The 14,182-nt window shown below is 72.4% G+C and carries 10 protein-coding genes; 3 read left to right on the top strand and 7 right to left on the bottom strand.

All coding sequences use genetic code 11. The annotated features are described in order from the left end of the window. Positions 1-135 precede the first annotated feature (135 nt). The 4 genes from ACZ7G1_RS37410 to ACZ7G1_RS37395 form a co-directional block, all read right to left on the bottom strand. The gene (locus tag ACZ7G1_RS37410) at positions 136-1,044 is read right to left on the bottom strand and encodes a M56 family metallopeptidase (RefSeq protein ID WP_470881687.1); all 909 of its coding nucleotides are present in this window, start codon (positions 1,042-1,044) and stop codon (positions 136-138) included. After that, positions 1,041-1,409 (bottom strand): BlaI/MecI/CopY family transcriptional regulator, encoded by a 369-nt coding sequence (locus ACZ7G1_RS37405; protein WP_470881686.1) that lies wholly within the window; start codon positions 1,407-1,409, stop codon positions 1,041-1,043. Before ACZ7G1_RS37405 ends, ACZ7G1_RS37410 begins: the two co-directional genes overlap by 4 nt. Before the next feature lie 80 nt (positions 1,410-1,489). Continuing rightward, positions 1,490-2,530 carry a C40 family peptidase gene (locus ACZ7G1_RS37400; RefSeq protein ID WP_470881684.1) on the bottom strand — a complete coding sequence of 347 codons (1,041 nt, stop codon included), beginning with the start codon at positions 2,528-2,530 and terminating at the stop codon, positions 1,490-1,492. A gap of 175 nt (positions 2,531-2,705) precedes the next feature. Beyond that, entirely contained in the window at positions 2,706-3,089 is a 384-nt protein-coding gene (locus tag ACZ7G1_RS37395) for a VOC family protein (protein WP_470881682.1), read from the bottom strand. A gap of 127 nt (positions 3,090-3,216) precedes the next feature. Here ACZ7G1_RS37395 and ACZ7G1_RS37390 point away from each other — a divergent pair, with 127 nt between their 5' ends. Continuing rightward, on the top strand, positions 3,217-4,215 hold the full coding sequence (locus tag ACZ7G1_RS37390) for an ArsR/SmtB family transcription factor (protein ID WP_470881680.1): 999 nt from the start codon (positions 3,217-3,219) through the stop codon (positions 4,213-4,215). 62 nt (positions 4,216-4,277) lie between these two features. Here ACZ7G1_RS37390 and ACZ7G1_RS37385 read toward each other — a convergent pair whose 3' ends face one another. Together ACZ7G1_RS37385 and ACZ7G1_RS37380 are read right to left on the bottom strand one after the other, a co-directional pair. Continuing rightward, positions 4,278-5,249, bottom strand: coding sequence for an FG-GAP repeat domain-containing protein (locus ACZ7G1_RS37385; protein WP_470881678.1), 972 nt, complete (start codon positions 5,247-5,249; stop codon positions 4,278-4,280). Positions 5,250-5,355: 106 nt separating this feature from the next. Further along, positions 5,356-8,736, bottom strand: a complete 3,381-nt coding sequence (locus ACZ7G1_RS37380; RefSeq protein ID WP_470881676.1) for a pyruvate carboxylase — start codon at positions 8,734-8,736, stop codon at positions 5,356-5,358. Positions 8,737-9,066: 330 nt separating this feature from the next. Between ACZ7G1_RS37380 and ACZ7G1_RS37375 the strand changes: the two genes are divergently transcribed. Together ACZ7G1_RS37375 and ACZ7G1_RS37370 are read left to right on the top strand one after the other, a co-directional pair. Beyond that, positions 9,067-10,257: a serine hydrolase domain-containing protein gene (locus ACZ7G1_RS37375; RefSeq protein WP_470881674.1), complete on the top strand. Its 1,191-nt coding sequence runs from the start codon at positions 9,067-9,069 to the stop codon at positions 10,255-10,257. Between the two features lie 75 nt (positions 10,258-10,332). Beyond that, positions 10,333-10,593 carry a hypothetical protein gene (locus ACZ7G1_RS37370; RefSeq protein WP_470881672.1) on the top strand — a complete coding sequence of 87 codons (261 nt, stop codon included), beginning with the start codon at positions 10,333-10,335 and terminating at the stop codon, positions 10,591-10,593. Between the two features lie 31 nt (positions 10,594-10,624). Here the strand turns inward: ACZ7G1_RS37370 and ACZ7G1_RS37365 are convergent, their stop codons facing one another. After that, the gene (locus tag ACZ7G1_RS37365; protein WP_470881670.1) at positions 10,625-13,867 is read right to left on the bottom strand and encodes a hypothetical protein; all 3,243 of its coding nucleotides are present in this window, start codon (positions 13,865-13,867) and stop codon (positions 10,625-10,627) included. Positions 13,868-14,182: the final 315 nt, after the last annotated feature.

The following is a 14,182-nucleotide window of genomic DNA, read 5'->3' as shown; positions in this document are numbered from 1 at the left end:
CCCATGCCCCGCGCCCGTGGATCGGCTTGATGGTGACGCCGTGCGCTCCCTCGCATGGCTGGTGCCGTTCGGCGCGACGTTCGAGCTTCGCTCACCAGCTCGATCGGGTCGGCGGGTCGGCCGGGTCGGCCGGGGTCAGAGGCCGGGAGGACAGGCGACGAGCAGGGGGAGGAGCGGGACGGCCAGGGCCACCGAGGCCATGGAGCCCCGGAAGGCCGGGTGCGGGGCGCGGTGGGGGCCGAGGACACGGCTCATGCGGAGGAGCGCGGTCGACCCGCCCGCGGCGAAGGCGCCCTCGGGGGCGCGGGCCGCCGCCATCTCGTACATCGCGGTGGCGAGGACCTCGCGGGAATGGTGCCGGAGCGCACGGTCGTCCGCGATCATCTCCAGGAGGACGGCGGTCTGCTCGCGTGCCAGGCGGGCGAGCGGAAGCCCGGGGAAGAGGGTGGCGAAGCCGTGGGTGGCGGCCGGCAGAAGGTGGTGCCGGCCGGAGACGTGGGCGCGTTCGTGGGCCAGGACGGCGCCCATCTGCTCCTCGGTGAGCAGACGGACGGCGGCGTCGCTGACGACGATCCGCGAACGGAACCCCGGCAGGCAGTACGCCCCCGGTGTCGCGTGCGGGAGGACCGTCACGCGCAGCCGGTCGCAGCGCGTGCCCACCTTGTCGAGCCGGTCGCGATGCCGGGCGCGGATCAGCCCGGCGCGGGCGAGGTGACAGACGGCCGCCACGACGTAGGCGCCGACGACGGCGAGGGGCATGGCCAGGGCCAGCCGCTCGGCGGTGCCCGGGTTCGGAGCGGGTGCCGCGGTGCCGAGACCGCAGGCGTGGAGCAGTCCGAGGAGCCCCGCGTGGAGGTGCTCGGTCGGTGTCGCGAGCTGGGAGGCGGCGAGGGCCACCGCGAGCGTGAACGACACGGTGAGGGCGAGCCACACGGCGGCGCCGAGGGCGGGCGCCCGGTAGGGCCAGGCGCTGCGGGTGAGGACGCGCGGCACGGCGAAGCCCACCACCGCCGCGTACCCCAGCAGGGCCGGGGCCGCGTTCACTCCCGCTCCCGCCGTCCGACGGCGCGCAGGGCCTTGCGGAGCGCCGCGATCTCGTCGGCGTCGAGGTTCTCCACGAACTGGGCGAGCGCGGCCGGCCGGTCCTCGCTGGCGCCGAGGCCGTCCTCCATGAGGGCGGCCGCGTAGGCCTCGCGGGACGCGGCGGCCTGGTAGTGCCAGACGCGGCCGTCGCGGGTGCGGGTGAGGTGGCCCTTGTGGAACAGGATGCTCGTCACGGTGGTCACCGTGGTGTAGGCGACGTCCCGGTCCTGGTTGATGTCGTCGACGACCTCCCGGACGGTCGCGGGACGGTCCCATCTCCAGAAGCGGTCCATGATCTCCGCCTCAAGCTCCCCCAGCCGACGCATGGGCCGTGTCCTCTCCGCCGTTCCCGCACTCGGATTCATAGTAGACGCGCAGGTCGGAGAGGCCTCGGCCGCGGACGGGGTCAGCCGATACGGACGCCCCACATGAAGGGCATGCCACTGCGGGCGATGGACTCGTAGCGGACCTGCGCGCCCGGCTTGGGGGAGTGCAGGATCTGCCCGTTGCCCGCGTAGAAGCCGACGTGGCTCAGGTCGGTGCGCATGATGATCAGGTCGCCGGGCCTGAGGTCGCTCAGCGAGCCGATGCGGGTGCCGATGTTCGCCTGCGCCTGGGAGGTGCGGGGTATGGAGACGTCGGCCTGGCGGAACGCCCACGAGGTGAGGCCCGAGCAGTCGAAGGAGTTCGGCCCGCTCGCCCCCCAGACGTACGGCATGCCGACGCGGCTCTTCGCGGCGGCGAAGGCGGCTGCCGCGCGCGAGGAGGCGCTCGTCTCGTCACCCAGGTCGACGCGCGCGCTCGCCCGGTTGGCCCGGTCCTCCCGCTCGGCGATCCGCGCCCGCTCCTTCGCCGTCAGCGTGTTGAGGAGCCGCTGCGCCTCGCGCAGCTTGCCCTGGATCTCGCCCTTCCGCCTCCCCAGCTCCTTCTGCACCCCGTCCAGCTCGCGCAGCTTCCCGGACGCCTCCTCACGCTGCTGCCGGAGCGCCCGCTGCTGCGCCAGGTACTGCTGCAGCACGGCCGTCTGCCGGTCGCCCGCCCGGTCGAGGGTGGAGGCCTTCTCCAGATACGTGTCGGGGTCCCCCGACAGGAACAGCTGAAGTCCCGGGTCCATACCTCCCGAGCGGTACTGCCCCGCCGCCACCGTGCCGATCCGATCCCGGAGTTCGTTGAGCTCTCCCTGCTTGCGCGCGGCTGCGTCCTGGAGCGCGGCCACCTGCTTCCTGAGCGTCTCCGCCTTCTCCCCGGCCCCGTTGTACTTCTCCGTCGCCTGCGTCGCCTGCTCGTAGAGCCGGTCGACCTGCGCCTCCACACCCTTCTTGCTCGGGTCGGGCAGCGGGTCGCCCGACGCCGCCTGCGTCGACAAGGCGACAGCCGCCGCTGCCGTCACGGTGAGCACCCCTGCGTACCGCGGGTTGGTCTGCTTCGGGCGGCGGTGGGAAGCCACGAGGTAGCCCCTTCTCCTCTTGCTCGACCGCCGAACAACTCCACCCACGGCGGACACGGCGGAGCCCCCGCCGCCGCCCCGGCTGGGCGACCGGCTGCGCGAGGGCTCCGCGAATTCTAAGCTTCTTAGTTACTAAGTCTCAATAAGGGTCCCCGTGTGCCCGTGTGCCCCGTCCTCACGAGCCCATTGCGGCACGATCGGACTCGCTCCTCAGCACGCAGAACTCGTTGCCCTCCGGATCGGCGAGCACCGCCCACCCCGACCCGTCCGCGTTCCGGCGATCCGCCACGAGCACCGCCCCGAGCCCCAGCAGCCGGCCGACCTCCTCGTCCCGCGAACCCTCGGGCCGCAGACACAGATGCACGCGGTTCTTCCCCGTCTTCGCCTCGGGCACCTCGTTGAAATACAGCACGAGACCGCCCGCCAGCGTCACCTGCGTCTCCCGGTCCCCCGGCCCGCACTCCGGATCCACCGCCTTCCCCGTCACCCCACTCCAGAACCGCGCCAGTTCATACGCGTCCGCACAGTCGATCGCCACGTTCTGCACCACCGAAAACATGCTCGCCAGCCTCGCCGATCCGTCCCCCGGACGCCAGCGGGGTGCTGCTGACCGGCCTCGAACCCGTCTCCGTACGGGGAGGTGCGCGCTCGCCCGGCCGGCGCCGGCCGGGAGTACGCTCCCTGCCGTGATCGAGATCATCTTCGGGCCCGACGATCTGACGCGGATACGGTTCGCGCGCTCTCCGCTGGAGGAGCTCGTGCACAGTGTGCCGGTGCTGGCGGGGACGCGGAGGGGGGTGGTGCACCGGCCGTGGCTGGGGTTCGCGGTGGGGCGGGTGAGGGGGATGGATCTGCGGGTGCTGTGTGCGCTGGCGCAGGGGCCGAGGGTGGTGCCGGACTTTCTGGCGCCGCCGCCGGAGGCGTTGACCGGGGATTTCCGTGACGAGTTGGACGCGATCGCGGCGACGCCGGCGGAGGTCGTACGGACGGCGCTCGAGGAACTGGACGAGGGGGAGGGCCTGCCTGGGGTGCTGCGGCCGTTGTACGAGGACCCGGAGCGGGAGATGCCGGGGCTCGTGGACGGGATGGCGGCGTACTGGCGGGCGGCGGTGGAGCCGGTGTGGCCGCGGCTGCGGGCACTGCACGACGCGGACATCGCCCATCGGGCGGGGCAGTTGACCACGGGGGGCCTCGCGAAGGTCTTCGACGATCTGCATCCCGAGGCGCGGTACGAGGTGGACCGGCTGCTGATCGACAAGCCGCTGCACTCGGCGCGGCGGACGCCGGACGGGGCGGGGCTGCTGCTCGTTCCGTGTGTGTTCGCGTGGCCGAGGCTGCTGGTGCTGCACAACGAGCCGTACCAGCCGACGCTGACGTACTCGCCGCGCGGGATCGGGCGGTTGTGGACGGACGAGGCGGCCGGGGAGACGGGGCAGCCGCTGGCCGAGCTGATCGGGCGCAGCAGGGCGGCGCTGCTCGCGCACCTGGACCTGCCGTTGTCGACCAGCCAGCTCGCCGCCTATCTGGATCTGACGTCGGCGGCGGTGTCGCAGCATCTGTCGGTGCTGCGACGGTGCAGTCTCGTCACCTCACGCCGCTCGGGGCGCTGGATGCTGCATCAACGGACGCCGCTCGCGGGGGAGTTGCTGGGGGCTCCCGGCCAGCACGCGGCCCCGAAGCCGTAGCCGGGCTTCGGGGCCGTCCCCCGTGTGCTGCCGTCTCCCTGTGGACCCCCGTACCTCAGGGATCAGGCGAAGTAGATCCCCTTGGGGTCGACGGCGGACCAGCCGTCGCCGGCCCCGACCGCCGCGTCCCAGTTGGTGCGGCTGCTGTTGGAGCCGTTGTTGGGGTAGTACTTGAGGGCGTCACCGGACTTGTGGGCGAGGTCGGCGCGCCCGTCGCCGGTGAGGTCGGCGAACCAGATGTTCGCGGGGTTCTGGCCGGACCAGCCGCTGCCGGTGAAGTAGGCGGTGCCCCAGGGCCAACCGCGCCCGCCGCCGGTGGTGTTGGGGGCGACGAGGAAGCTGTCGCCGAAGAGCTCGATGCGCTCGGCGCGCAGGTCGCCGTTGAGGTCGGAGAACCAGATCCCCCGGGGGTTGTGGCCGCCGTAGCCGTAGCCGATGGTCACGGGCGAACCCCAGTTGTTGCCGCTCCCGTTGTTCGGGTAGTAGCGGAGCTCGTCGCCGTTCCTGGCGATGAGGTCGGCCCGGCCGTCGCCGTCGATGTCGGCGAACCAGACGGCCGACGGGTCGGCGCCGGACCAGCCGCTGCCGGTGCGGAACGGCAGTCCGGTCCACGGGTTGGCGCCGAACCTCGGCGTGCCGTTGTGGTACCAGACGCGGAAGCCGTCGCCGTCCAGCTGGATGAGGTCCTTGAACTGGTCGTTGTTGAGGTCCGCGAAGTAGATCCTGGCGGGGTCGACGCCGCTCCAGCCGCTGCCGTTGAGCGCGCTGTCGACGTCCCAGGGCCAACTCCGGTCCCAGCCCTTGGTGTTGTGCCAGATGCGGAAGGAGTCGCCCTCCTTCTTCACCAGCTCGGCGGCGGCGTCGCCGGTGAAGGAGGAGGGGCCGCTGAGGGACAGCGGCGCGGCGGCGGCCGGCGAGCCGGTGCCGGCCGCGCCGGTGATCCCGAGGGCGAGCGCGGTCAGGCCGAGGGCGAGCGTCCTCAGGCTCCGGAACGCCCTGCCGGTGGTCGTTCCGGCGGTGGTCATGCTGGTCATGGCCGTCCTCACGGTGGAAGGTGGTAAGAGGTTTCGGCACCCGTTGCCCGGTGCCGAGAAGACCTTCCGCCGAGCGCGCCCGCCCCGGCCACTATTTCGTCACCGCTTAAACGGAGCCGATCTCGACCAGGAGGTCCCCGCCTTCCACCTGCTGGATCCTGGTGATCGCGAGGCGGGTCACCCGCCCGCTCCGGGTGGCGGTGATCGACGCCTCCATCTTCATCGCCTCGATCGTCGCCACCGTCGCACCGGCCTCGACCTCGTCGCCCTCGGCGACGGCCAGCGTGACCACACCGGCGAACGGCGCGGCGACATGGCCGGGGTCGGACCGGTCGGCCTTCTCGGTCACCGGGAGGTCGGCCGCCGCCGCGTTGTCCCGCACCTGGATCGGCCGCAACTGGCCGTTCAGGGTGGACAGGACCGTGCGCATGCCGCGTTCGTCGGCCTCGCCGATGGCTTCGAGCTCGATGAGGAGCCGGACGCCGGGCCCGAAGTCGACGGCGTACTCCTTCCCCGGGCGGAGCCCGTAGAAGAAGTCCTTGCTGTCGAGGACGCTGGTGTCGCCGAAGGCCTGGCGGTGAGACTCGTACGCCTTCGTCGGCCCCGGGAAGAGCAGGCGGTTGAGCGTGGCGCGCCGGTCCTTGGCGAGGCCGGCGCGGTCCTCGGCGGTGAGGTCGCGCGGAGGCTTGGGCGCGGGGCGGCCTTCGAGGGCCTTGCTGCGGAAGGGCTCCGGCCAGCCGCCGGGCGGGGTCCCGAGCTCGCCGTGGAGGAACCCGACGACGGAGTCGGGGATGTCGAAGCGGTTGGGCGCCGCCTCGAAGTCCTCCGGCGCGACACCGGCGCCCACGAGGTGCAGCGCCAGGTCGCCCACCACCTTCGACGAGGGGGTGACCTTCACCAGCCGGCCCAGCATCCGGTCGGCGGCCGCGTACGTCGACTCGACGTCCTCGAAGCGGTCGCCGAGGCCGAGCGCGACGGCCTGGGTGCGCAGGTTGGAGAGCTGCCCGCCGGGGATCTCGTGGTGGTAGACGCGCCCGGTCGGCGAGTCCAGGCCCGCCTCGAAGGGGGCGTAGATCTTGCGGACGCTCTCCCAGTACGGCTCCAGGTCGCCGACCGCCTGGAGGTCGAGCCCGGTGGGGCGTTCGGAGTGGTCGGTCGCGGCGACGATCGCCGAGAGCGACGGCTGCGAGGTCGTGCCCGCCATGGAGGCGACCGCGCCGTCCACCGCGTCGGCGCCCGCCTGGATCGCCGCGAGGTAGGTGGCGAGCTGACCGCCCGCCGTGTCGTGGGTGTGCAGGTGCACGGGCAGGTCGAACTCCCGGCGCAGCGCCGAGACCAGCTTGGCCGCGGCCGGGGCACGCAGCAGACCGGCCATGTCCTTGACCGCGAGGACGTGGGCGCCCGCGGCGACGATCCGTTCGGCGAGCCGCAGGTAGTAGTCCAGCGTGTAGAGCCGTTCCGCCGGGTCGGACAGGTCGGCCGTGTAGCAGAGCGCGACCTCGGCGACGGCCGTGCCGGTCTCCCGTACGGCGTCGATCGCCGGCCGCATCTGGTCGACGTCGTTCAGCGCGTCGAAGATCCGGAAGATGTCGATGCCGGTGGCGGCGGCCTCCTGCACGAAGGCGTCGGTCACCTCCGTCGGGTACGGGGTGTACCCCACGGTGTTACGGCCCCGCAGCAGCATCTGCAGACAGAGGTTCGGCACGGCCTCGCGCAGCGCGGCGAGCCGCTCCCAGGGGTCCTCGGCGAGGAAGCGCAGGGCGACGTCGTACGTGGCTCCGCCCCAGCATTCGAGGGAGAGCAGCTGCGGCAGGGTGTGCGCCACCGTCGGGGCGACGGCGAGGAGGTCCTTGGTCCGCACCCGGGTCGCGAGGAGGGACTGGTGGGCGTCGCGGAAGGTGGTGTCGGTGACCCCCAGGGTCGGCGACTCGCGCAGGCTCCGCGCGAACCCCTCCGGACCCAGCTCCGCGAGGCGCTGCCGCGAGCCGGCCGGCGGCTGGCCCGCCGGAAGGCGCGGCAGCTTGGTGGCCGGGGCGACGAGCTCGGGCCGGGGGCCGTGCGGCTTGTTCACGGTGACGTCCGCGAGGTACGTCAGCAGCTTCGTGCCGCGGTCCGCCGAGTGACGTGCGGTCAGCAGGTGCGGACGCTGCTCGATGAACGCCGTCGTGACGCGGCCCGCCTGGAAGTCCGGGTCGTCGAGCACGGCCTGCAGGAACGGGATGTTCGTGGACACGCCCCGGATGCGGAACTCGGCGACCGCGCGCCGCGCCCGGTCGACGGCCGTCCTGAAGTCCCGGCCCCGGCAGGTCAGCTTGACCAGCATCGAGTCGAAGTGGGCGCTGACCTCCGTGCCCGCGTGCGTCGTACCGCCGTCGAGCCGGATGCCGGAGCCGCCCGGCGAGCGGTAGGCGCTGATCATGCCGGTGTCCGGGCGGAAGCCGTTGGCCGGGTCCTCGGTGGTGATCCGGCACTGCAGGGCGGCGCCGTGCAGGACGACGGACTCCTGGGTGAGGCCGAGGTCCGCGAGGGTCTCACCGGAGGCGATGCGCAGCTGCGACTGCACCAGGTCGATGTCGGTGACCTCCTCGGTCACCGTGTGCTCGACCTGGATGCGCGGGTTCATCTCGATGAAGACGTGGTTGCCCTCGGGGTCGAGGAGGAACTCGACCGTACCCGCGTTGCGGTAGCCGATGCGGCGGGCGAACCGCACCGCGTCCTCGCAGATCCGCCGCCGCACCTCCGGGTCGAGGTTCGGGGCGGGCGCCAGCTCGATGACCTTCTGGTGGCGGCGCTGCAGCGAGCAGTCGCGCTCGAACAGGTGGATGACATTGCCCTCGGCGTCGGCGAGGATCTGCACCTCGATGTGGCGCGGGTCGACGACGGCCTTCTCCAGGAACACGGTCGCGTCGCCGAAAGCGGACTCCGCCTCGCGCGCCGCCGCCTCGATGGACTCCCGCAGCACCGCCGGGTCCTCGACCCGCCGCATGCCACGGCCGCCACCGCCGGCCACGGCCTTCACGAACACCGGGAAACCGATCTCCCCGGCCGCCGCCACCAGCTCGTCCACGTCCGTCGAGGGCGCCGAGGACCCGAGCACGGGCACGCCCGCCTCACGGGCCGCCGCCACGGCACGCGCCTTGTTGCCGGTCAGCTCCAGGGTCTGCGCGGAAGGCCCCACGAACGTGATGCCCGCCTCCTCGCAGGCGCGCGCCAGTTCCGGGTTCTCGGACAGGAACCCGTACCCCGGATAGACCGCGTCGGCACCCGCGAGACGGGCCGCCCGGATCACCTCGTCCACGGACAGGTAGGCCCGCACCGGATGGCCGGGCTCACCGATCTCGTACGCCTCGTCGGCCTTCAGCCGGTGCAGCGAGTTGCGGTCCTCGTGGGGGAAGACGGCCACCGTGCGCGCGCCCAGTTCGTAGCCGGCGCGGAACGCGCGGATCGCGATCTCCCCGCGGTTCGCCACCAGTACCTTGCGGAACATCCTGCTCCCTTCACCCTGCCGGTGATGAGCCCTACGGGTCGCCGATATCTCCCCCGGGTCCGCGCCGCCCCGAGGACGGCACTCACCCGCGTCGCGCCCGGCTCGTTCTGGCAACGCTAAGGGCTGCGCCGTGGCCATCTGAAGGTCCCACGACAGTGACATGGATCATCGCCACCACGCTGTACGCGGACGCCCGGAGCCGTCACGGGTCACGCTCCGCCTGGGCCGGATGGACCACCGGGCGGGCGGCCCCCGACACCACGTCCGATGCTGAACCGGACCCTCTGAACCGGGCGTCACACCGCCCGGCAGCACCGTGAAGGAGTCCCCGTGCCGGCACGCCCCCGCCCCCGCTCGCGCGCACGTCTGCGCCTCCCCGTCGCCGGCCTCGCCGCGTCCGCCGCGCTCGCCGCCCTGGTCCAGCCCGCGCAGGCCACGGCCACGCCCACGCCGAAGCCGCCGGACAAGGGCCTGCAGAAGGAGCTGGACGGGCTCGTCCGCACGGCCGGAGGACCGCCCGGCGTCATCGTGGTGCTGCGGCACGGCGACCGCACGAAGGTCTACCGGGCCGGCGTCTCCGACCTCGACACCGGCCGCCCGCCCCACCCCACCGACCACATGCGGATCGCGAGCGTCGCCAAGGCCTTCAGCGGCGCGGTCGCGCTGCGCCTGGTGGACCGGCACCGGCTCGACCTCGACGACACCATCGGCGAACGCCTGCCGGCCCTGCCCGCCGCCTGGCACCAGGTGACCCTGCGCCAGCTGCTCAACCACACCAGCGGCCTTCCCGACTTCTCCAAGGCGCCCGCCTTCATCGCCATCCTGCGCAAGGACCCCCGGCACCGCTTCGACTCCCGCCGCCTGCTCGACTTCGTCGCCGACAAGCCACTGGAGTTCCCGCCGGGATCGACCTACGCCTACTCGAACTCCGACAACATCGCCGTCGCGCTGATGGCCGAGGCCGCCACCGGACGACCCTACGAGCGGCTCCTCGACCACCTCGTCTACCGGCCCCTCGACCTGGAGCGGACCAGCCTCCCGCAGGGCTACCGCATGCCGAAGCCCTACCTCCACGGCTACGACGTCACCCCGCCCGCCCCGCCCGAGGACATCAGCGAACTCATCGGCGCCTCCGGCGTCTGGGCCTCCGGCGGCGTCGTCTCCACCCCGAAGGACCTCAACGCCTTCATCCGCGCCTGGGCCGGCGGACCGCACTTCCTGTCCGAGGAGACCCGGGCCCAGCAGCGCACGTTCCTCACCGGCGCCGCGTCCGAGCCCGCCGGCCCCGGCGTCAACGCCGCCGGACTCGCGATCTTCCGCTACCGGACGCGCTGCGGCACCGTCTACGGCCACACCGGCAACACCCCGGGCTACACCCAGTTCGCGGCCGGCACGGCCGACGGCTCCCGCGCCCTCACCTTCTCGCTGACCACCCAGACCAGCAAGACCGTCAAACCCGAGCTGCTCGCCAAGGTCCGCGCGGTCCAGGAGGACTTCGTCTGCGCCCTGCTGCGGCACTGACCCGCCGGAGCCGGGGCCCGGGGACCCGCGCGGGCCGATGCAGTTGCCTTCGTGGCGGCTCCGTACCATCCATGGGTGATCAACCCGTTCTTCCGCACACCCAGACGCCGCTTCATCACCCTGGCTGCGCTGGCCGGCGTCGTCGCCTTCGGGTGGTACGCCGTTCAACCGGTCTCTCCGCGATGCACGACCTACGCAGTCGGCTCAGGGTCCCTCACGTCCGCCGGCACCTCGGCGGAAGAGAGGGAAGCCGCAGCCAGGCAGGCTTACGAGGACGCCTTGGCCGACGGCACATGCGGACCGTCACACGCCCGATTCCGCGACTGGCTCGGCTGACCTGAGCCCGCCGAGGCGGGCTCGGGCTCCGTCAGTAGTTGCCCAGACGGATGTTGCCCTGGATGTAGCGGAAGTACGGGTCGGTGATCGCCTTGTTGTCGTCGAGCTGCGCGAAGCCCGCCTTGGGGTCGGTGTCGTTCTTGGCGAACTTGTTGAACCAGTCCGAGACGATCTGGGCCTGGCCCTCGATGGTGAAGCCGCCCGCGAACTCAGGCCCGGCGGGGCCGTACTGGTAGGAGCCCTCTCCCTCGACCGTGGCGGAGACGGCGTCGGCGAACCAGGAGAGGTCGAAGCCGGTCCACTTGATCTGCCAGGCGTGGACGAGCTCGTGGACGAGGGTCTCGTACGGGATGATCCGCAGGCCGGTCTGCCCCTTCTCGCCGGTGTCGTAGCCGATGGGGTCGTCGTAGCCCTGCTGGCCCATGTTGAGGCGGATCTTGCCGCCGACGGGCGACGACATCGTGAAGGCCGCCGTCTTCTCGTCCCCGCCGTGCGCCGCGACGTTGGTGATGCACAGGTCCCCGTGCGCGGGGAGGGTGCCCCCGAAGACGTGCTCGTTGATGAGCCGGTACGCCTCCTCGGGGACTTCCTTCTCGTCGTAGCCGAGCTCGCTGATGCCGTGGGCGGCGATGGCGAGCAGGGTGTTGCCCGGCCCGGCCATCCACAGCACGTTCTCCACGATCACCGCACCGGCGCCGAACTCCCCGGTGGCGAGGAGCGAGCCGAGCTCGACCCCGATGAAGATCGCGAGGCCGCCGGCCACGTCGCCGATCAGGGACCCCACGAACCACTTGAGGCCCAGTGAGACGACGCCCTCCAGGGTCTGGCCGATGTGGCTGGTGTACTCCAGGACCATGGAGGCCTCGGCGCCGAGGAGGTCCGACAGGATGCCCTTGACCACTCCGGTCGGCGGATGGATCTCCTCCCAGTCGTGGTTCGGTCTCCCGGCCGTCACGCTGCCGTTGTGGGACAGGGCGATCATGCGCTTGTCGGCGCGGACGTAGAAGGCGACGCCGAAGTCGTAGCCGTCCGCACCGCTGTCGTGGGCGTGGCCGTACCACTGCACGCTGCCGTCGACGCAGATGTTCACCCCGGCCCAGCCGCCGAGCGCCGCGAGACCGCCGCTCTCGATGGGCCGCTGGAGCTTGACGACCGGGACGGGGAGCCGGTACCAGGGGTGCCACTGCTCCTGGAACCGGAAACCGTGGATGCCCGAGTCGGCGCCGACCCCGAAGACGTCGATGGCGAACACGTGCGAGGGCGGGGGAAAGACGCGCATCTGTACCGCGAGCGGGGTGCGCTCCGGCAGCCGGTCCTTCTCCTTGCCCCGGGCGAACCAGTACTTCGGCTGACCGTCCTCGCCGGGATGGTTCCAGTTGTCGCCGTCGAAGTACGCCGAGTACACGTGGCCGTCGCCGCCGACCCCGAACAGCTCCAGGTGCGAGCCGTCGCGGCGGCTGGTCGCGGTGAGCGGGGTGCCGACGGGGAAGGTCATGCCGGGGATCTGGTACCAGTCGTGCCAGCCGTGGTCCCACCAGGCGCCCCACACCTCGCCGTGTTCGTCGACGGCCCAGATCTCCGACTTGTCGGCGTCGCGCGAGGCGGCGGCGATCCGGGTGCCGGCCGGGAAGGTCCTGGTGCCGATCCGGGTCCAGTTGGACGGGTCCCAGGAGCCGTTCCAGCCGATGGTCCACACGGCGCCGTGCTCGTCGACGCCCCAGATCTCCATGGTGTCGTCGTTGCGGCTGACCGAGGTGAGGGGCGCCCGCTGCGGGAACTTCGGCCCCGGCAGGGTGTACCAGTCCTTCCACTGCCCGTTCCACCACACCCCGTTGACCGTGCCGGCGGCGTCCACCAGCCATACGTCCATGAGGTCCGAGTTGCGGCTCAGCGAGGTCACCGGAGTCGACGCCGGGAAGAGTCCGCTGCCCGCGACCTGCAGCCACCGGGTGTCCCACTTGTCGTCCGCGTTCCACCAGGCCGTACGGAGCACCCCGCCGCCGTCCACGGCGAAGAGGTCCAGATAGTTCGTGGACCGGGTGACGGCCGAGATCACGGTGCCGTCCGCGAAGGTCTGCGCGCCGAGGGTGATGTACTCGTGCCACATCCCGTTCCACCACTGGCTCCGCACCAGCCCGTTCTCGCCGACCGCGAACACGTCGAGCTGTCCCTGGTGCCGGGAGACGACGGCGACCGGGGTACGCGCCGGGAACCGCACGTCCTCGCCCGCCATGCTGTGCTCGCCGTACTTGGAGACCTTCTCGGCCTCGTCCCGTACGGCCTTCGCGGCCTGGTGCCGGCCGGCCCGGTCGAGACGGTCGGCCCACACCCCCATCGCCCACACCAGCGCGCCCGTGGCGCCCTCGTTGTGCGGGTCCAGGTGGGCGACGCGGCGGTAGAGACCGACCGCGAACTCGGTCTCCCGGAGCATCTCGTCGACGGGGAGGTACTGGGCCACCATCAGGATCCGCCGCCCGTAGCCCTGGAGGTTCCCCGCGGCGAACGGCTCCTCGATGACGCCCTTGGTGATCTGGATGGACTCGCGCGCCGACTGCTCGGCCCCGATCCCCTGATCCGCGGCCGCCTGGCGCGGGGCGAGCCGGCCGGACAGCGACTCCGCCACCTGGTCGCGCAGCCGGATGCTCGCGGGCTCGGCCGCCGAGAGCCTCCGGTACACGGCGATGGCGGCCTCGGTGGCGGTGACGGCCTCACCGGGCGGCAGGAACCGCGCGACGTCGCCGATCAGCTGGGCGTGCCCGGCGGCGTTCGGAGGCAGCGGCGGCACCGCCAGGATCCGCTCCGTGAGCCGCACCGCCTCCCGCGCCGACTCCGCCGCGCCCGCCGCCTGCCCCGCCGTCGCCTGGCGCGGGGCGAGCATGCCCGCGAGGACCCAGGGCAGCCAGGCGAGCTGCTCCAGATCGTCCGGCCGCGCCGCCGACAGCTCCCGGTAGACGGCCACCGACGACTCGGTGGCGGTCACCCCTTCGGCCGCCGGAAGATACCCGGCGGCCACCGCGATCCGCCGGGCGAAGCCCTGGCGCGACTGCGGGAAGGCGCCTTCCGCGAGCAGCTCCCGGGTGATGCCGATGCCCTCACGGGCGGCGGCCGCGGCCTCGTCGGGCCGCAGCGGTGCGAGCGCCGGGGCGAGCCGGTCGCACAGCGCCGACGCGAGGGCGCCGCGCCAGTTGTTCCGCTCCGGGCTCTGCGGCTCGTTCCGCAGCAGGTCCCGGTACTTCTGTACGTCCTGTTGGGCGTCGGTCAAGGGATCGGCCATGAGTGTCCTCCGTTTCGTCCACGAAGGTGCCCTTCGCCCCATGTGCCCAACAAGCGCGGGCCGATGAATCACTCTCCAAGGGGCGGCGTCCGGGCGGCGCGTGCTCTCTGGGCCGACGCGCCCCCGGCGTGCGCCGGATCGGTCCCGGGTGGGTGCCGGATCGGTCCCGGGCGTGTGCCCGGATCGGTCCTTGGGCGACGTGCGATGCCGGTGCAAAGACGTGGCATGCGCACGTAGATTTTGCCGTCCCGTGGTTGCCGCCCGGACGGGCCCGCCGGAGGCTGGGTGACCATGCCGTCGGGCAGCTGGTACTGC

This window comes from Streptomyces sp. NPDC037273, from assembly GCF_055603625.1.
The sequence above is the reverse complement of the archived record's forward strand: the minus strand, read 5'-3'. Positions and strand labels throughout refer to the sequence as shown.

What these genes read in the sequence shown, in the direction of transcription:
- ACZ7G1_RS37405 (WP_470881686.1), bottom strand. Translation starts at nt 1,409, where the DNA reads ATGCGTCGGCTGGGGGAGCTTGAGGCGGAGATCATGGACCGCTTCTGG.
- ACZ7G1_RS37395 (WP_470881682.1), bottom strand. Translation starts at nt 3,089, where the DNA reads ATGTTTTCGGTGGTGCAGAACGTGGCGATCGACTGTGCGGACGCGTAT.
- ACZ7G1_RS37385 (WP_470881678.1), bottom strand. Translation starts at nt 5,249, where the DNA reads ATGACCAGCATGACCACCGCCGGAACGACCACCGGCAGGGCGTTCCGG.
- ACZ7G1_RS37380 (WP_470881676.1), bottom strand. Translation starts at nt 8,736, where the DNA reads ATGTTCCGCAAGGTACTGGTGGCGAACCGCGGGGAGATCGCGATCCGC.
- ACZ7G1_RS37365 (WP_470881670.1), bottom strand. Translation starts at nt 13,867, where the DNA reads ATGGCCGATCCCTTGACCGACGCCCAACAGGACGTACAGAAGTACCGG.